Genomic DNA, 17,303 nt, shown 5'->3' on the forward strand with positions numbered 1-17,303 from the left:
TCACCCGCCGGCGGCCTCCGCAGCCCCATCCCCTGCCTGCGTTCGCCTCGTCAAAGCGTGTAGAGACTGCCGAAGCAGCGTGAAATGGTCTCACCCACGAGATGCCTCGCTCATCGCGCCTGAGGAAACCTTAAGTAAACCCATCATCGCAGGTCACAAGGCACCCCAACGTTCCACCCCACATCAACCAGACGTCAGGCCGGTGGATCGAGCTAAGGCGTCTCCGCGCGAAGCGTGTTCCATGTCTCCGCGTTCGTCCCGTCGCCCAGGACGTACGCCCCCGCCGCCGACCCGCACCCCACAGGCCGCGGTCATTCGGACCAGGGCTCATCGGGCGGGTCGGCGGTGGCGGCCGCGTCCCGCAGCGCGTCCAACAGGCCGCGCAGGGCCGGCTGTTCGAGGGCGGTCTCCCGGGCGGCGGCCGAGATCACCCGGACCGGCTCGGGGTTGCGGACCGGGCGCACGACGACACGGCGGTGCTGGTTGCGCAGCCCGAGCCGCGGCATCAGACCGACGCCGAGACCGGCCGCGACGAAGCCCTGCGCGGTGGCGCAGTCCTCGCTCTGGATGACGAAGTCGGGGCTGAAGCCGGCCGCCGCGCAGGAGTCGATGACGGGTTCGAGGCAGGGGCCGGGGGGCTCGCTGCCGACCCACTGCTCACCGGACAACTCGTGCAGGTCGATCACCTCCTTGCCGGCGAGCGGATGGCCGAGGGGCAGTACGGCCGCGTACGGATCGTCGAGGAGGTGGACGAGCCGGAAGCCGTGGCCTGTGCGCTCCTGCGCCTGGACCACCACGGCCAGGTCGGCCCGGCCCCGCGCCACCTCCTGGAGCGGGTCCTCCGGGTCGGTGAGTTCGAGGTCGACTCCGACGCCGGGGTGCTCGGCGCGGAGTCTGGCCAGGGCGGGCGCCACCAGCGTGGAGCCGGCCGTGGCGAAGTAGCGGACCGACAGCCGGCCGGTGCGTCCGGCGCGGAGGTCGGCGAGCGCGGTCTCCGCCTGGGCGACCGCCGAGCCGATCAGCGCCGCGTGCTCGGTGAGCAGCAGCCCGGCCGCCGTGGGGCGCACCCCGCGGCCGACCCGCTCGAGCAGCGCCGTACCTGCCTGTTTCTCCAGCGCCGCCACCTGTTGGCTGACGGCGGACGGGGTGTAGCCCAAGTGGGCCGCGGCGGCGGTGACCGTGCCGCTGGTGACCACCGCGCGCAGGACCTGCAGTCGCCTCACATCAAGCATGTAGCTCAGCTTAACAGTATGAGTAGAACCATTTGCTTGTCCTCAAAACGTGGCTGAGGCACCTTCAGGACAGGGACGAGAAAACCACCGAACGAGAAAACGAGAATGGGGAGACGCCATGACAGACAACAGCGGTACGCGGGGTCTGTGGGGTGGATTGCGGGTGGCCGTGCTCGCCCTGCTGTGGGGCTCGACCTTCCTCTGGACCGAGCTGGCGCTGCGCGGGCTCTCCCCGCTCCAGGTCACGCTCGCACGCTGTGTCCTCGGTGCGCTCGTCCTCGTCGCCGCCTGCTCTACGACGGGGCACCGGCTGCCGAGGGGCGTCGCCGCCTGGCGGCACATTGTCGTCGCGGCCTTCTTCTGCAACGCCCTGCCATTCGCCCTGTTCAGCATGGGCCAGCAGACCGTCGACTCCGGGCTCGCGGGCGTCCTGAACGCCACGACCCCGCTCTGGTCGATCGCCCTTGGTCTCGCCCTCGGCTCGGAGCGCGGGCTGCGGCCCGTACGGCTGGCGGGTCTTCTGCTCGGCTTCACCGGCACGATCGTCATCTTCGCCCCCTGGCAGACGACCGGGGCCACCGGCTGGGGCGCCCTCGCGATCCTGGGCGCCGCCGCCAGCTACGCCGTCGCGTTCACGTACATGGGCCGCACCCTGGTCCGCCGGGGCACACCCACGATCTCGCTCTCCGCCGCCCAGCTCGTCGCCGCGAGCGGACTGACCGCGCTCGCGGTGCCGATCGGCGGCCTGGAGTCGATCGACCCCGGCCCAACGGTCCTGGTCGCGGCGGTCGTCCTCAGCGTCTTCTGCACCGCGATCACCTTCCACCTCACCTACCGGATCATCAACGACGAGGGCGCGACCAACGCCGCCGTGGTCGGCTATCTGCTGCCGGTGGTGTCCGTGCTGCTGGGGGCGGTCGTCCTGGGCGAGGACCTGAGCGTCCGAGTGGTGCTGGGAATGGCCGTGGTGCTGGTGGGTGTGAGGATGACCCGGAGGCAGGGGGCGGCTGCGGAAGCTGTGGCTGCTGCCGAAGAACCGGCCGTCGAGGAGTCGGCCACCCCCGGGCTCGCCCCGGACCTCCGCTCGGTCGACGCCGAGCCCACCCCGGAAGACCGCCCGGCCGCGGCCGCGCGCCCCCTTCCGGAGAAGACCCGGTGACCTTGGGCGCGCCCGAGCCCCGGCTGTGGTCGGCGCACCGCGCGCTGACCGAGAAGGCGGCCTTCACCAACCTCACCCATGAAGACGATGAAGTCGACGTGCGAGCGCCCGGGCGGCTCCGGCGTGTGGCTAGAGCACCGCGGTCGGATCGAGGGAGGCGAGCGCCTCAAGGATTCCGGGTGAGTTGGCGACGCTCTCCGCCACAGCCTCGCCGGGGCGCGAGTGATCCGATCAGTCGGTCGAGGCAGGCGCCGCCCGGTCCTCGCTGTGCCGGCCCGCTGCTTTGGCGGAACGCCTCCGCGTGTCGAGGACCGATCCCAGCCATCCGAGGAGGAAACCCAGGGGAATGCACACCAAGCCGGGGTTGCGCATGGGGAAGATCGCGAAGTCGGCGTCGGGCAGCAAGGCGGCCGGATGGCCGGACACAGCGGGGGACAGCGTCATGAGGAGCAGCACGGTCAGCAGGCCTCCGTACAGGCTCCAGGTTGCCCCTCGGGTAGTGAAGCCCCGCCACCACAGGTTGTAGAGGATGGTGGGCAGGATCGCGGAGGCCGCGATGGCGAAAGCGAGTTCCACCAGGAAGGACAGGTTGAGGTCCTGGGCGAACATGGACAGGGTGATGGCGCCGGCGCCGATCAGCAGGACCGCCCCTCGGGCCACGGCGAGTTCCTCCTGCTCCGAAGCCTTGCCCTGCCTGATCGTCGCCCCGTAGATGTCGTGGGCCAGTGAGGCCGCCGCGGTGAGGATGAGGCCGGTCACGACCGCCATGATCGTGATGAAAGCCAGGCAGGACACGGCGGTGAGCGTAAGCGAGCCGCCGATGGAGTCGGCCAGTAGGAGTACGGCGGTCTTGCCGGAGGGACTGTCCGAGGCGATGGCCTGTGTGCCGAGCAGGCCGGCCGCGCCGAGCCCGATCACCACGGCCGCCATGGAGAAGCAGATCATCAGAAGGCTGCTGAACTGTATCGATCGCCTTGCTTCGCGTGCTGTGGCCACGGTGCCGATCCGCATCAGCACATGGGGCAGACCGGCGGATCCGAGCACCCTGGTGAGCTCCAGGCCCAGCGCATCCAGTGCACTGGCGCCTTCGTCTGCGTGCGCGCCGGGCCGCAGGAAGTCGTCGCCGAGTGCGCTGTGGTCCGCTGCGGCACTCAACAGGGCTGCCGGGTTCCAGCCGAAGCGCGAGAGCACCGCGAGCGCCAGGACGGCACCGCCCGCCAGGAGCAGCACGGCTTTGACGCACTGCACCGCGGTTGCCGCCCGCATGCCGCCGCCGACTGCGGAGAGAATCATCAACGTCCCCAGACAGGCGACGAGGGCCCTCTGTGCGGCCGCCCCGTCTAGGCCGAGGATGGGCGCTGCGAGCGTCCCGGCGCCGACGAGCTGCGCAATCAGGTACACCAGCGAGATGAGCAGGGCAACCACGCCGGCGGCCATGTGCGTGGGCCGCGGGCTCAGACGGCGGGCGAGAGAGTCGCCGACGGTGAATCGCGCCGAACCGTGGTAGGCATCGGTGATCACGACCAGGAGCACGATCCAGGCGGCTGAGGAGGCCAGCACGTACAGGATGCCGTCGTAGCCTCTCAGCGAGACCAGACCCGGGTTGCTCAGCATCCCGGCGGCGGACATGTAAATGCCGAAGATGGCCAGCCCGTTGCCGACCCATGACAGCCGTCGATGGCCGAGGTAGAAGTTGCTCAGGGTGTCACGGCCAACGGCAGCGAGGCAGAGGAACAGTGTGCTTGCGCCGAAGGCAGCGAAGATCGTGAAGACCGGGAAGGTGTCGCTGTAGGAAGCCTGGGTGATCAACGGTCGCTCTCCGGGTGCGCGAGGCAGGACGGAACGTGCTCGGTCAGCGGATCGATCGTGGCCTGGGCGTACGGCCCGTACCACACAGCGGCCCCGGCCGTGACGGCAAGCTGCACCAGCAGGAGGCCGAAGCCGACGTTGAAGGGGCCGGCGATCGGCAGGGCCAGCAGATCTCCGGCCTGCCTGGCCAGGACCGCGATGGCCAGGTGGACGCCGAGCACCGTGACGGTGACGCGCACCGGCAGCCGCCGTGCCGCGCGCAACTGCCGCACCGCTGGATCCGGCCGGCGGCTGGGGAAGGCGGCAGCAGCGGGTGAGGACGCAGGGCCGACCGCCCACGGCGAGGGCGTCCTCCCCGTCTGCTGCTCGTCCTGTGCCAGAACGGCCGCCATGCGCAGGGCCCAGAGTCTTCGCTCCTTCGAGTCCTGATCGCCCGCGTCGGCCGCACGCTGGGTCGCCCCGTACCGGGGCCAGAGCGATTCGGACGGATGAAGGCCCGCGTAGCTCTGGGCGATGGCCTGCCTCAGCTCCGCGGGGGTGTACGACGAGCCGTGGCGGAGTCCGCTGAGGTAGAGGGCGGCGACGGTCGAGTCGTGTTCGGGGGACGGGCCGTGGGAGTGCACCGAGTCTCCTTCGGACGGGAGGACAGACGGAGGGAACGGCCGCACGGATCCAGCTGTGCGGAAATGCCCCGGAGCGCGATCAGCGCAGGTCACGTAGGGCAGGAGAACGTAGCCGGGTTCCCCCGGCAGCGCGTCCGTGAGGCATAGCCGTGCCGGGCGAATGCGGCAGGAAGGGGCCGAACCGCAACGATCAGACCTACTTGCGTACGTTGCCTTGCGTATGGGATGTACCGTCACAGAGGGTCAGATTTGATCCGCCGTCAGGGGTCGCGATTCACCGTCGCCGAGAAGCCGACATGGGGTCGCCGGGTGGATGTTGTGACCCCTCCTGGCATGTCCTCCTTCGCCGGGAGTGCGTTGTTGCGGCGGACGGACGAGAGGAAGGATGCCGCGATCAGGACGACGCCGATCAGGCCGGTGATGATCTCGCTGATCTGGTGCTGGATGGTGATCAGCAGGATCGCGGCGAGGGCGCCGATGGCGTAGTGGGCGCCGTGCTCCAGGTAGACGTAGTCGTCGAGGGTGCCCTGGCGGACCAGGTAGACCGTGAGGGAGCGGACGTACATCGCGCCGAGGCCGAGGCCGAGCGCCATCCAGAAGAGTTGGTTGGTGATGGCGAAGGCGCCGATCACGCCGTCGAGGGAGAAAGAGGCGTCGAGGACCTCCAGGTAGAGGAAGAGGAAGAACGCGGCCTTGCCGGCGAGGGCGACCGCCGAGACCGGTCTGCCTTCGGCCCTGGCCTTCTCCTCCTCGTGCTCGTGCTCCTCCTCTTCTTCTTCGAGCTTGTCCTCGAAGTACCCGGAGAGACCGCCGACCACGAGGTAGGTGATCAGACCCGCGACACCGGAGAGCAGCACCGTGGCCGACTTGTCCGCGTGCCCCGTGCTGACGTGCGCATGGGTGGCGAAGGTCATCGCGGAGACCATCAGGACGATGAGCGCGACGCAGACCGAGAGCATGTCGATCTTGCCGAGTTTGGCCAGCGGCCGCTCCAGCCAGGCCAACCACTTGATGTCCCGGTCCTCGAAGATGAAGTCGAGGAAGATCATCAGCAGGAACATGCCCCCGAAGGCGGCGATCGCCGGGTGTGCGTCGGTGACCAGGTCCTCGTAGCGGTCCGGCTCGTCGAGGGCGAGCTGCACCGCCTCGATGGGCCCGACTTTGGCACTGATGGCGACGATCACGACCGGGAAGACCAGCCGCATGCCGAACACCGCGATCAGAATGCCGACGGTGAGGAAGATCTTCTGCCAGAAGGCGTTCATCTTCTTCAGAATTCCGGCGTTGACGACCGCGTTGTCGAAGGACAGCGAGATTTCCAGGACCGACAGGATCAGTACGATCCCGAAGGCCTCCCAGCCCCACTGCCATGCCGCGAAGGCAAGCCCGGCCGCCGTGACGGCGAACGACCAGCCGAATGTCCTCAAGATCATCTTCATCCCGGCTTTGAGGAAACTGTTCCGTGATACGTGCAGAACCCGGCGATCGCCGGCGTTACGACGCCAACCGGTCAAGGTCTGCGGTCGGCGGCGCGGGCGCCACCTCGAACCAGACGACCTTGCCTGTGGCGGTGCGTGTGCTGCCCCAGCTCGCCGCCAACGACGCGACCAGCACCAGCCCCCGGCCGCTCTCGGCGTACAGCTCGTGACGACGCGGTGTGGGCAGCCCGGCCACCGTGTCGGTCACCTCCACCCGCAGCCGGACCCCCGTCCAGCGCACCGTCACCGAGCACGGTCCGGTGGTGTGACTCACCGCGTTGGCGATCACCTCGCTCGAGAGCAGCCCTAGGTCGTCCTGCGTCTCGTCCGCCAGCGGGAGATTCCAGTCGCGGACCACCGCCAGGAGCAACCGACGGGCCTTGGGCACGGTCGCCGGGTCCTCCGGGGAGACGCGGAAGCTGTGGAACAGTGACTGTCCGGGGATGTGCGTCATGATCATTCCTTGGTGGGCGGCCCGCTCATACAGGGGCGGGAGAAGGCCGCCGTGCCTCGTGGAGGGAGGACCGGTCGGTCCTCCGGCCGTACGGGGAGGCTCTGATCCCCCTCGGCGGCGCCGGAGTGCCCGGCGGTTGGGGGCCGGTCCCGTGGCGTCCACGGATGTGGACCGACCCCTGCACGCGAGGCAGGCTCAGGACTTCTGGGCCAGCGCCTTCAGGGCGTTCTCCGCGCCGGCGTTCAGCGGGACGGGCGAGACGGCCTGCGCCTGGGCGAGTTCGATCTCGGTCGCGGCCGCGTTCACCTTCTCCAGTTCGCTCTTCTTCTCGTAGATCAGGTTGACGATGTCCGCGGCCAGATCCGGGTCGAAGCCCTTCTTCACGAGCAGCACGTTCGCTACCACGATCGTCGGCACGTCCTTGGACTGGTTGTATACGGACGCCGGGATGGAGCCCTTCTGGTAGACGTCGCCGTACTCCTGGTTCAAAGCGGGCAACTGCGGGGTGACGTCGAGGAGGCGGACGTCCTTCTTGAGGCTGGTCGTGAGGTCGGTGATGCCGCCGCTGGGCAGTCCGCCGGACCAGAACAGCGCGTCGATCGTGCTGTCCTTCATGGCGTCCACGGACTCGGGCAGAGCGAGGCGCTCAGCCGTCACGTCCTTGGCCGGGTCCAGCCCGGCGGCCTCGAGCAGACGGTTGGCGATCACTTCCGTGCCGGAAGCGGGCGCCCCGGTGGACACTCTCTTTCCTTTCATGTCCTTGAGGGACTTGATGCCCGAGTCGGCCCGGACCAGGACTTGGGTGTAGTTCGAGTAGAGCCGGGTCAGGGCCTCGACCTCCTGGGGCGCGTCGAACCCCTCCTTGCCCTCGACGGCGTCACCGGCGGTGTCCATCAGGGAGAACGCGATGTCGTAGGTGCCGGCCCCGAGGCCCTGGATGTTCTGCACCGACGCTCCGGTGGAGGTGGCGGTGGCCCGGTAGCCGTCGATGTTGCTGGAGATCAGCTCCGCGAGGCCACCACCGATCTGGTAGTAGACGCCGGTGGTGGCGCCGGTCGCGATCGTGAGCCGGCCGTTCTTTCCGCCGCTCGCGCCCGTGTTTTCGCTCTGCTTCCCGCCGCCGCAGGCGGTGGCGGCCAAAGCGGTGACCAGGGCGGCGACGGCGAGGCGTGTGGCACGCATCCGGTGCTTCATGAGGGGAGGTGTCCTTCCATGATGGTTTCCGCCGGTCGGTTCTCACCGGTGGTGGGAACCGCGGGGGTCTGCTGCCTGCGGCGTACGAGATGGATGCCGAGGGCGAGTACGAGCGCCACGACACCTGCGGTGATCGCGACGGGTTCGAGGTAGAGGAGGCAGAGCGCGGCGACAGCGCACAGCGCGCGCTCCACACGCCCGGCCGGACCGAGCAGCCACCCTCCGGTGGCCGCGGCCAGCGCGGCGACCGCCAGGGCCGAGACCAAGGTGGTCCATGCGATGCCCACCAGGCTTCCCGTGCCGAGCAGTTGGGAGCCGTTGTCGGTCAGGACGAAGGCGAACGGCACCAGGAACGCGGGCAGTGAGTACTTCCAGGTCGCCACCATGGTGCGCATCGGGTTGCCCCCGGTGATGGCGGCGGCGGCCGCCGCCGCTAGCGCCGTCGGAGGGCTCACCTCGGACAGAACGGCGTAGTAGAAGATGAACATGTACGCCTCGTGGGTGGCGACCCCCAGCGAGAGCAGGGCCGGCCCGATAATCACCGCGGCGATGATGAAGGAAGCGGTGACCGGGACGGCGAGCCCCAGGATGGACACCGCGACCGCCGCGAAGAGGACCGTGAGGACCAGTACCACGGTCTTGTCGTCGCCGAAGAGTCCTGCCGCGTCGACGATCACCGAGGCCAGGCTCAGGCCGAGCCCCGTCTGGGTGACGACGGCCACGATGATGCCCGCCGCGGCGCAGGTGGCGACCACCGGCAGCACCGACCGACAGCCCTCGGCGAGGGCCGCGTACAGCCGCGGCGGCGTCATCCGGTGCTCGGGGTCGAGGAACGAGAGCAGGAACTGCAGGGCCGTCGCGTAGACAACCGCCTTGAAGGGGGGCAGTCCCGCAGCCATGAAGCCGACAATCATGAAGAGGGGAAGGAAGTGGTAGCCGAACCGGCCGAGCAGCCTCAGCGCCGACATGCCCTGCTCCCCGACCACAGGCTGCGTCTGGTGCTTTCGGGCGTCGATCTCAACCGCGAGGAGGATGCCCAGGTAGTACAGGAGGGTGGGCACCAGGGCGTACAGCAGGACGGTGAGGTAACTCTCCCGCAGGTACTCGGCGATGATGAACGCTGCCGCGCCCAGGGTGGGCGGGGAGAGGATCGCGCCGATGCCTGCCGCCGCGAGCACGCCGCCGCCCTGTTCCTTGCCGTAGCCGGCCCGGCGCAGCACGGGCCAGGCGACCGATCCGAGGCTGACCGCGGTCGCGGTGCCGGACCCGGAGACAGTGCCGAGCAGGAAGCCGGCGGCGGTCACCGTGCGACCGGGGGCGCTGCGGGAGCCGCGGAAGGCCGCGAAGGACAGGTCGATGAAGAACTTGCCGGCACCGGAGATGTCGAGGACCGCACCGAAGATGGTGAACAGCACGATGTACGTGCCGGCCACGTTCAGCGGGACGCCGTACACCCCGTCGGTGCCCATGAAGAAGTGGGCCGCGATCGCGTCGATGTCGAACCCGCCGTGCGCCAGTGACCAGTTGTACGGCAGCAGCCCGCCGTAGTAGGCGTAGAGCAGGAAGGCCCCACAGAAGGCGGGCAGGACCCAGCCGGTGGTGCGGCGGCACGCCTCCAGGACGAGCACGATGAGGACGAGCCCGGCCAGCACGTCGAGGGAGGTGGGCAGTTGCCGTCGCTCGATGAAAGGGTCGAACTCCAGCAGCGGGTAGACGCACACGGCGAGCGCGGCCGCGGCAAGCAGCCAGTCGAACCAGCCGGGGTCGTCGCGCCGTGCGGGTTTGCCGGTCTTCTTGTGGGCGGAGGCGCCGTGCCGCCAGGAAAGCAGCACCGCCGGTACCCGCACCGTTCCGCGGTAGGTCAGGAAGACCAGCGGCAGCGTGGCGGCGAGGAAGATCGTCAGGTAGTACTGGCTGCCCTTGACCAGCGGGAAGAAGATCGCGTAGAGCACGAAGACCGACAGGGCCGCGCACGCCAGGAACACCGGCCCGGCCACCCGCGGGGAGAGTTTCCGGGCCGGCCGTTCCTGGTCGAACTCGGCCACGAGTTCCTCAGCGGTTCGCTGCCGCGGCTCGGACGGCGCCGTTGCCATGCTCATCTCGGCCATCTCCTGGGGCTAGGTGCTTCGCTTTACCCCTGACCGTGGCAGCCGTTACAAGCAGGCAACAGGGAACGCCTGCGGTCTTAACTTAGGTTTAGGGTTGGGTGACGGGGATCACTTCTACGCTCGTCCCGACGGCCGAGACCCGCGCTGCCCCTGGCCTTCGCGTCCTGGCAGGGCTCGGGGTCCGCGCATGAGAAACCGGGAGGCTGGGTTGCGGATACTCCTTGTCGAGGACGACAACCGGGTCGCCGACGCCCTGGCGGGCGCGCTGCGGCGCAACGGGTACGAGGTGCGGCGCGCGGCCAACGCCGCCGACGCGCTGGCCGCGCCCGCCGTCGATCTGGTCCTGCTGGACCTGGGCCTGCCGGACCGGGACGGCATCGAGGTGTGCCGGGAGCTGCGTGCCCGGGGTGGGGTCCCGGTGATCGCGGTGACCGCGCGGGGAGGCGAACCCGACCGGGTACGGGGGCTGCGCAGCGGCGCCGATGACTATGTGGTGAAGCCCTTCGGTACCGCGGAGCTGCTCGCCCGTATCGAGGCGGTGCTCCGGCGCAGCATGAGCCAGCGCGCCCATGAGCACCGGCTCGTCACCGTCGGCGGCCTTGAGATCGACCTCGGGCGGCGCGCGGTCACCCTGGACGGGCAGCCGGTTCCCCTTACCCGCAAGGAATTCGAAGTGCTGGCCGTGCTGGTGCGCGCCGACGGTGCCGCCGTGCCCCGGGACCGCATCGTCGTCGAGGTGTGGCAGACGACGTACGACGGAATGTCGCGCACGCTCGACGTGCATGTGGCCACCCTGCGCGGCAAGTTGGGGCGGGCGGGATGTGTGGTGCGGACAGTGCGCGGCTTCGGCTACCGCCTCGCGACCGCCGACGGGGTGGCCCCGGACACGGTTCCGGCTGCGCCCCTGGCCCCGGACACCGCCCCCGCCCCGAACTCGGACGGCCCGATCCCTGCCTCGCTGCCCACGGCGGCCGACGCCTGAGCGCGCTGATCACCGATGCGCCGCCGACTCCTTGTCATCGTCTTCGCCCTGGTCGCGGGCCTCATCGTGGCGCTCAGCCTGCCCTTGGTGCGGGCCACCGCGGAGCGTACGGTCCAGACCTCGTTCATCGGCCGGGTCGAGGACGGCGCCTGGTTCGCCGACATGGCGGCCACCGCCCTCGAGTCGGGACGGACGGGCCGCCTCGCCGCCGCCGCCGACCGTTACACGGACCTGTACGACTCGCGGGTGGCCGTCGTCGACGCGGACAGCGAGATCGTCGTCGCCCCCCGCCCCCTCGACCTGAAGGAGCCGCAGGTGCGGTCGGCGCTGCTGAGAGCTCTTGCCGACCGGCCCGCGCAGCAGCCCAGCGTGGTCTGGCCGTGGGACGATCGCCCGTTCGTCCTGGCCGAGCCGGTCAAGCGCGACGGCCGGGTGCTCGGCGCCGTACTCATCGTCTCGCCCACCGACCGGGCCCGCTCCGAGGTCACCGACCACGTGACCCTCGTCGGCCTGGGCAGCCTCGCCGCACTTGCCGCCGTGGTCATCGCGGTCGCGGCCCCGGTCGTCCGCTGGGTGCTGCGCCCGGTCCACGAACTGGACCGCGCCACGCACGAGGTCGCCCTCGGGCGGCTGAAGACCAGGGTCTCGGAACGCGCGGGCGCCCCGGAGCTGCGCCGCCTCGCCAACAGCTTCAACGTGATGGCGGACAGCATGCACGCCTCGCAGGAGCAGCAGCGCGCGTTCGTGGCGCAGGCCTCCCACCAGCTACGCAATCCGCTGACCGCACTCCGGCTGCGGGTGGAGAACCTCGAGGAGTTCGTGAACGACCCACGTGGCCTGCACGAACTCCACTTCGCCGTGGAGGAGGCCGACCGGTTCGGCGAGATACTCGACGGGCTGCTGCGCATGGCCAGGGCCGAGGCGTCCGAGGCGGAACGCCGGCCCGTCGACGTCTCGGCCGTGGTCGTCCACCGGGTCGACGCCTGGCGGACGGCCTACGAGGCCGAGGGCGTCCGGCTCACGCTGCGGGTTCCTGACGGCGTACGCGCACTGTCCCTGCCCGACTGCCTCGACCACGCTCTGGACACCCTGCTCGACAACGCGCTCAAGTTCGGCGACGGCACCCCGGTGGACGTCTCGGTCACCCGTCCCCCGGGCGGCGACGGTGCCGGTGCACAGCATGGGCAGGACGACGGCGTGGTGGAGGTGACCGTGCGCGACGGTGGCTCCGGTCTGACCGCCGAGGAACTGGCACGGGCAGGCGGGAGGTTCTGGCGCAGCACACGCCACCAGAACGTCCGGGGCACGGGACTCGGCCTCGCCCTCACCCGCATGGTGGTGGAGGCGGGCGGCGGCGAACTTCGCCTGGCGGCGGCAAAACCGCACGGACTCGCGGCCACCCTACGGTTGCCCAGTGCTCCCACACCCCCGGGCGCGGCACGCTGACCGGAACGTCGGCCGGTGTCAGGGGTGCGACTCGCGGAACCAGCGCGCCGCGCCGGGGTGCAGGTCCAGCGGGTCAGTGGCGATCGCCGTACGACGGTCCAGCCGGCGGGCCTCCGGGTGAGCGCGGATGAGCTGGGACTGCCCCTCGAACAGCAGCCGGGTCAGCCAGTAAGCCTCCGCGTCCGGCATGTCCCGCCGCACCACCAGAAAGTTCGGCACGCTCACCGTGGTCACCGCGCTCTGCGGCCCGTAGACGACAGCAGGCACGGTGGTCTCCGTGTAGAGCTCGCCATAGGACCGGGTGAGATCGTCGACCACATCGCCGAGGCCGACGAGGCGGATGGGCATCGTCCGGCGGAGCTCGGTGATCGCCGCGGTGGGCAGGCCGCCGCTCCAGAAGAAGGCGTCGATCCGCCCGGCGGCCAGGGCGCCCGTGGACTCCCGCACATCGAGGCGCTGCGCGCTCACATCTTTGCCCGGAGAAAGCCCCGCGACCTTCAGGATGCGTTCGGCCTGCAGCGCGGTGCCCGAGCCCACGGCGCCCACGGAGACCCGCCGCCCGCGCAGCTCCCGCAGACTGCGTACGGGGCTGTCCGCGGGGACCACGAGTTGCACGTAGTTGTCGTAGAGCGCGGCGAGCGCCACCACGGGTACCCGCCCCTTGAACGGCGCCCGCCCGGCGATGGCGTCCGCGGCGCTGTCGGCGAGCGTGAGGGCCACCTGCGCCTCGCCCGTGCCCAGCCGGCGCAGGTTGTCGACACTGCCCCCGGTGTGCAGGACGTGGGCGGACACGTCGGGCAGCCGACGCTCGATGAGATCGGCGTATCCGGCCCCGTACTCCGCATAGACGCCGCCCCGGTTGCCTGTGGCCACGCTGATCTCACCGGACGGCCGCGGCGGCTCATCGCTTCCGGTGCACCCAGCGAGCAGCATCACCATCAGGGCAATGGAGGCGACGAGCAGGCGTGCCACCGGCATGGGGGCCTCCTTGGACACGGCGAACCGGGCTCTGACCGACGGGGACGGACCACAGACCTCCGACGGGCCCAGCAATCAGCCTAACGGGCATGGAACGGGTGGCTTCATCCTCGGCGGAGGGCGAATCAGCGTCATGACTTACTACTGCGCTGATGCGCTTTTGCGCCGGCTGACTGGCCGCGGCGAAAGCTCCGGGCCAGGGAACGGAGCGGGTGAGAAGGGGTACGTCAGGGGTTCCTCGTGCTGCCGCTGAGGGGGTGATTCAGCAGTGCGTCTGAGCTCGTCTGCCATACGCCGCGCCCACGACCGCCGCGCGGCGGACGTGGCGGACGTGGCGGACGTGGCGGACGTGGCGGTTGCCGTGGTGCCCAGCAGGCATTCGATGTAGACGGTCATGAGAGCGCCCGGTTCGTCCACAGCGGCGTAGGTCTCGGCGACGGCCTGGTCGAGCTCGGCGTCGGAGTGCAGCGATTCGTGGTCGAGGCCGCTGAGACAGAGGGCCGCTGCTGTGCTGGCATCCTGTGACAGCACAGAGGGAAGCCCGAGACCCCGGCCCGGCGGCTGGCTGCTCTGCTGGGGTCGTGCGGTGGTGAGTGGTCTGGAACGACCCGAGTTCGTGAGGCAGGTCGCGCAGCGGCGAGGAAGGTGCGGTACTTCCACGCGATGGCATTCAACAGTCCACCGACGGTCGGCCCATCGTCGTCCACGGGCCGGATCGGCCGGAACCCAGCCGTCTCCGCGCGAACGGAAGTGATTCCCACGGGCCGTTTCCCTGACACTCAGCACGGGCCGCTGCGGCGGCCCAGCGATCCAGACGTTGTCGGAATTTCGGTCGCCCGTCGCCCCACCGCGCCGCACCGGAGCGGGGTAGGCGACGATCCCCAGGGAGCCACTTCCGATTACCTGCGTCCTGCCAGCGTCCCGAATTCAGCGTCCAGCCGCTCGCACAGGCCACCTGCAGCGGCTCGCCCCGGCGGTGGGCAAACACGTCTGTACAGGTCAGAGCAGTTCGAACTAACGCCGATGGTAACGGCGTTGAACTCGCGAGCAGCGGATTCAGTCCGTTGAGCCAAAGTCCTGAATCCGCACGCGTGATGAAACGTTTCTGCAGGTCAGAGACCTGCGCTGTGGGGCGGGTGGGACTCGAACCCACGGCCGACGGATTATGAGTCCTTTGGTGATCGTGACGGTCCTTGTTCGTCTTGCTCAGTCTGTGGAGTTCTTGCAGGTAAATGCGGGTGTGCAATGGCACCCCTTGTTGGTGCTCCTCGATCCGTGCAGATCTTTACGTCCCCTCACCGTCCCCTGGGCGTCCCCACGGGGCGCGTGCCCAGGCACGGTTGATCAGTCAGGCCAGGTCGGGACGTGGCCAACAAATCTCTGCGCAACGGAGAGCCATACCGACGAGAGAATCGTTGCGCACCACATGGCGTTGAAGCGGACCGAGGTCTGGACGAACTCTGATCGTCATCGGAACCCCCATTGATCAGTGCGAGAGAAATTGTCGGAGCGAGCATCGACTCGGCTTCTGACAACTCATGTACTGCGTGAGGAAAGCCACCCCCTCATAGCTCAGGCGGGGCGATCGTTCTGCCCGCAACCTATGGTGCGTCGAAGGAATCGAGGTGCTCGCGCAGCACGTCCTCGATCTCTGCAGTGTCACCTTCGGCCGGTAGGGGCCATGGGGTTTCCGCCCCGTTCGCCATGGCGAGGCTGCTCGCGAAGCGCACGAGTTGCGGTGCGGGAGCGAACGAGTCACGCAGCCATGTGGCGAAGACTGCGGCTTCGCCCGCGGTCACGTCGGTGAGGGTGATGTAGGCATAGGCGGGTTTGGGCATTGCGGCCGTGCCGTCGATCCAGACATCGGGGGCCAGCTCGATCTCGAAGTCGAGAACGGTCATGCCGTGGATGCCAGAGTTCCGGTACTCCACGGTGGCGTCAGGGAACGTCTGCCGCAGGGCCCGCTCCAGGGATTCGAGGGTGGCCTGCCAGGCACCGCCGTCGTCCTCGGGCGGGTAGAAGGCGAAGTTGGTTCGGATGTTCCGGTCAGCAGACACAGGTCTTCCTCGGTGTCAGGGTTCGTATCGAGTCGAGCCGGGGGTACCCGTCATGGCCATCATGGACTGCCAGTAGGCGGCATTGTCCTGGCCGTTCGTGACAATCTCGAGGCCGCGGATTTCGCGGTTCGCAGGATTGGCCATGGCCTGTTTGTATCGGACGAGTTCCTTCTCGTCACCTGCATACATGGCGTCGACGACGGGGTCCCACGCGATCTCTCCCTTGTTGTTCAATTTGACTGGCTTGGTCAGTGTCTCTTCGACGCGGTCGAGGGAGCGGAAGCTCTTCTTCTTGCAGTCCGGATCGCGCACGTGCTTTGCCTCGACGAGGTATCCATCGGCAGGCCGTATGCCGTCCACCATCAGACCCCGCTTCTTCCCTGCCAGTGGTACTTCCCGCTCGGGATAGCCCGCGATACGCAGCTGGTATGCGTTGTCCGGGTCGGTCGTCCCGCCACCGCCCGCAAATCCGCCGGGTCGCAGGGAGTTCATCCAGGTGCGGAACTGCTGATGCTCGGCTGCTGCGAGAAGGCGTGTGGTACCTGGTACCGGCGGAATGGGATCGGCGAAGGGAAGGGCCGGGTCGACGGGGTTGACCATGGGCAGCAGAGCCGGTGCCTGCCCGGTGTACGAGGCGAGCGTGAGTGGTACCGGGACGGGCACGCGTATGAGCGGTGGCAGGAATGGCACGCCGGGCAGGCCCGGGCTCCCGGGTGCATCAGGCTCGGGAAGCCTGACCCGGGCGGCCGACGTGTCGAGAGCGTGTGCCACCGAACCGAGGTCCCTGATCCAGGGATCCCCGAGGACTGCGTCGTGCAGTCCGCCGTCGTATCCGTTGGCGCCGAACATGGGCTGATCCCACGGCATGTCCACTTCGAACGGGTCGCTCTGGTGCTGCCGGATCTTCTCCTTGGCCGCATCGACATGCTCCGCGTACCGATCGCATGCCTTCGCAAGCTGTGTACAGGCGGCAACGAGATTGGTGACCAGCGGCTCGTCGTCCTGTGCTTTGGCCGGCGGACAGGTCATACCGACGGAGTACTTGACGTACGTCTGGAAGGCATCGGCCGCCTCGCCGGAGTGCGCCTTGCTCGCGGTCAGGGCATAGGTCTGGGCATCTTCCAGGAAACGCTGCATGAGTGAGCCGGCGTGCCGCCAGGAACCGGCGACATCGCGGATCTTCTCCGGTGAGCCGCGGAACCGATCGCTCCTTCCCGCCGGCGCGTACTGGTCGTACCAGGCTGTCTCGCCCACCACTTCGGGAAGTTCCTGGCCGAGGCCGAGGTAGTTCTCCGTACAGTCGGCGCCCGGATCACCCATGCCTGCTGTGAGGTCGGCCTGCTTCCCCAAGAACGCGGCAATCCGTCGACTCTCCTCGGCCATGAACTCACGAGCGTTGCGCATCAGTCCGCGGCTGGTTTCTCCGAGAATGTAGGAACTGAACCCCATCTGGTCCAGCGTCGTCGACGCCGCCGACACGTATACCTTGGCGAACGCACGGCCTGCATCGTCGTCTCCGGCCATCCCGTGCTGCCGCGCCAGCTCATAGCCCAGGGCAATGGCTGTGTCACGGGCCCCCCGCATCGAGTCGAGCAACCCCATCGAACCGCGGATCATTCCTTCCGCGATGAACTTGACGTCGGGCGCCAGTCCGCTCACCGTCCCGCCCTCCCCGTTGCAGACGTGAACGATCAACGTATCGCAGGCGGGAAGGCGTTGTCAGTGAGGGCTTGAGACAGTGGCCACCCCGACACTCCGGCAGCCCGCAGACCTGCCGCAGCGA

At 69.0% G+C, this 17,303-nt stretch carries 12 protein-coding genes and 1 pseudogene; 3 read left to right on the forward strand and 10 right to left on the reverse strand.

The annotated features are described in order from the left end of the window. Positions 1 to 311: 311 nt before the first annotated feature. Complete coding sequence (locus tag ACI2LP_RS05415; RefSeq protein WP_404723238.1) at positions 312 to 1,232, reverse strand: LysR family transcriptional regulator; 921 nt, start codon at positions 1,230 to 1,232, stop codon at positions 312 to 314. 118 nt (positions 1,233 to 1,350) lie between these two features. On the opposite strand from ACI2LP_RS05415, the gene ACI2LP_RS05420 reads away from it, so the two are divergent. After that, on the forward strand, positions 1,351 to 2,391 hold the full coding sequence (locus ACI2LP_RS05420; protein WP_404723239.1) for a DMT family transporter: 1,041 nt from the start codon (positions 1,351 to 1,353) through the stop codon (positions 2,389 to 2,391). 231 nt (positions 2,392 to 2,622) lie between these two features. On the opposite strand, the gene ACI2LP_RS05425 is transcribed toward ACI2LP_RS05420, so the two are convergent. From ACI2LP_RS05425 to ACI2LP_RS05450, 6 genes are all read right to left on the reverse strand, one after another. Continuing rightward, positions 2,623 to 4,200, reverse strand: a complete 1,578-nt coding sequence (locus ACI2LP_RS05425) for a cation acetate symporter (RefSeq protein ID WP_404723240.1) — start codon at positions 4,198 to 4,200, stop codon at positions 2,623 to 2,625. Next, a complete protein-coding gene (locus tag ACI2LP_RS05430; RefSeq protein WP_404723241.1) occupies positions 4,197 to 4,823 on the reverse strand; it encodes a DUF485 domain-containing protein in 627 nt (208 codons plus the stop codon). Before ACI2LP_RS05430 ends, ACI2LP_RS05425 begins: the two co-directional genes overlap by 4 nt. A 260-nt stretch (positions 4,824 to 5,083) precedes the next feature. Continuing rightward, on the reverse strand, positions 5,084 to 6,256 hold the full coding sequence (locus ACI2LP_RS05435) for a DUF475 domain-containing protein (protein ID WP_404723242.1): 1,173 nt from the start codon (positions 6,254 to 6,256) through the stop codon (positions 5,084 to 5,086). 61 nt (positions 6,257 to 6,317) lie between these two features. Then, entirely contained in the window at positions 6,318 to 6,755 is a 438-nt protein-coding gene (locus ACI2LP_RS05440) for an ATP-binding protein (protein WP_404723243.1), read from the reverse strand. A gap of 195 nt (positions 6,756 to 6,950) precedes the next feature. Next, entirely contained in the window at positions 6,951 to 7,937 is a 987-nt protein-coding gene (locus ACI2LP_RS05445; RefSeq protein ID WP_404723244.1) for a TAXI family TRAP transporter solute-binding subunit, read from the reverse strand. A gap of 8 nt (positions 7,938 to 7,945) precedes the next feature. Beyond that, the gene (locus ACI2LP_RS05450) at positions 7,946 to 10,048 is read right to left on the reverse strand and encodes a TRAP transporter permease (protein ID WP_404723245.1); all 2,103 of its coding nucleotides are present in this window, start codon (positions 10,046 to 10,048) and stop codon (positions 7,946 to 7,948) included. A gap of 217 nt (positions 10,049 to 10,265) precedes the next feature. Here ACI2LP_RS05450 and ACI2LP_RS05455 point away from each other — a divergent pair. Together ACI2LP_RS05455 and ACI2LP_RS05460 are read left to right on the forward strand one after the other, a co-directional pair. After that, positions 10,266 to 10,916, forward strand: a pseudogene (locus ACI2LP_RS05455) (response regulator transcription factor); the annotation flags it as partial. 138 nt (positions 10,917 to 11,054) lie between these two features. After that, positions 11,055 to 12,485 (forward strand): ATP-binding protein, encoded by a 1,431-nt coding sequence (locus ACI2LP_RS05460; RefSeq protein ID WP_404723246.1) that lies wholly within the window; start codon positions 11,055 to 11,057, stop codon positions 12,483 to 12,485. Positions 12,486 to 12,503: 18 nt separating this feature from the next. Here ACI2LP_RS05460 and ACI2LP_RS05465 read toward each other — a convergent pair whose 3' ends face one another. From ACI2LP_RS05465 to ACI2LP_RS05475, 3 genes are all read right to left on the reverse strand, one after another. Beyond that, positions 12,504 to 13,463: a TAXI family TRAP transporter solute-binding subunit gene (locus ACI2LP_RS05465; protein ID WP_404723247.1), complete on the reverse strand. Its 960-nt coding sequence runs from the start codon at positions 13,461 to 13,463 to the stop codon at positions 12,504 to 12,506. A 1,601-nt stretch (positions 13,464 to 15,064) separates the two neighbouring features. Next, positions 15,065 to 15,520: a hypothetical protein gene (locus ACI2LP_RS05470; protein WP_404723248.1), complete on the reverse strand. Its 456-nt coding sequence runs from the start codon at positions 15,518 to 15,520 to the stop codon at positions 15,065 to 15,067. Positions 15,521 to 15,535: 15 nt separating this feature from the next. Next, positions 15,536 to 17,179: a restriction endonuclease fold toxin-2 domain-containing protein gene (locus ACI2LP_RS05475; protein ID WP_404723249.1), complete on the reverse strand. Its 1,644-nt coding sequence runs from the start codon at positions 17,177 to 17,179 to the stop codon at positions 15,536 to 15,538. Between the last annotated feature and the right edge of the window lie 124 nt (positions 17,180 to 17,303).

Origin of the sequence: Streptomyces sp. NPDC019890 (assembly GCF_044903445.1) — a bacterium.
Classification (GTDB): Bacteria; Actinomycetota; Actinomycetes; order Streptomycetales; family Streptomycetaceae; genus Streptomyces.

Excerpts from the sequence above, each read along its gene's own strand:
- ACI2LP_RS05415 (WP_404723238.1), bottom strand. The coding sequence starts at position 1,232 with ATGCTTGATGTGAGGCGACTGCAGGTCCTGCGCGCGGTGGTCACCAGC.
- ACI2LP_RS05440 (WP_404723243.1), bottom strand. The coding sequence starts at position 6,755 with ATGACGCACATCCCCGGACAGTCACTGTTCCACAGCTTCCGCGTCTCC.
- ACI2LP_RS05460 (WP_404723246.1), top strand. The coding sequence starts at position 11,055 with ATGCGCCGCCGACTCCTTGTCATCGTCTTCGCCCTGGTCGCGGGCCTC.
- ACI2LP_RS05420 (WP_404723239.1), top strand. The coding sequence starts at position 1,351 with ATGACAGACAACAGCGGTACGCGGGGTCTGTGGGGTGGATTGCGGGTG.
- ACI2LP_RS05465 (WP_404723247.1), bottom strand. The coding sequence starts at position 13,463 with ATGCCGGTGGCACGCCTGCTCGTCGCCTCCATTGCCCTGATGGTGATG.
- ACI2LP_RS05435 (WP_404723242.1), bottom strand. The coding sequence starts at position 6,256 with ATGATCTTGAGGACATTCGGCTGGTCGTTCGCCGTCACGGCGGCCGGG.
- ACI2LP_RS05445 (WP_404723244.1), bottom strand. The coding sequence starts at position 7,937 with ATGCGTGCCACACGCCTCGCCGTCGCCGCCCTGGTCACCGCTTTGGCC.
- ACI2LP_RS05450 (WP_404723245.1), bottom strand. The coding sequence starts at position 10,048 with ATGAGCATGGCAACGGCGCCGTCCGAGCCGCGGCAGCGAACCGCTGAG.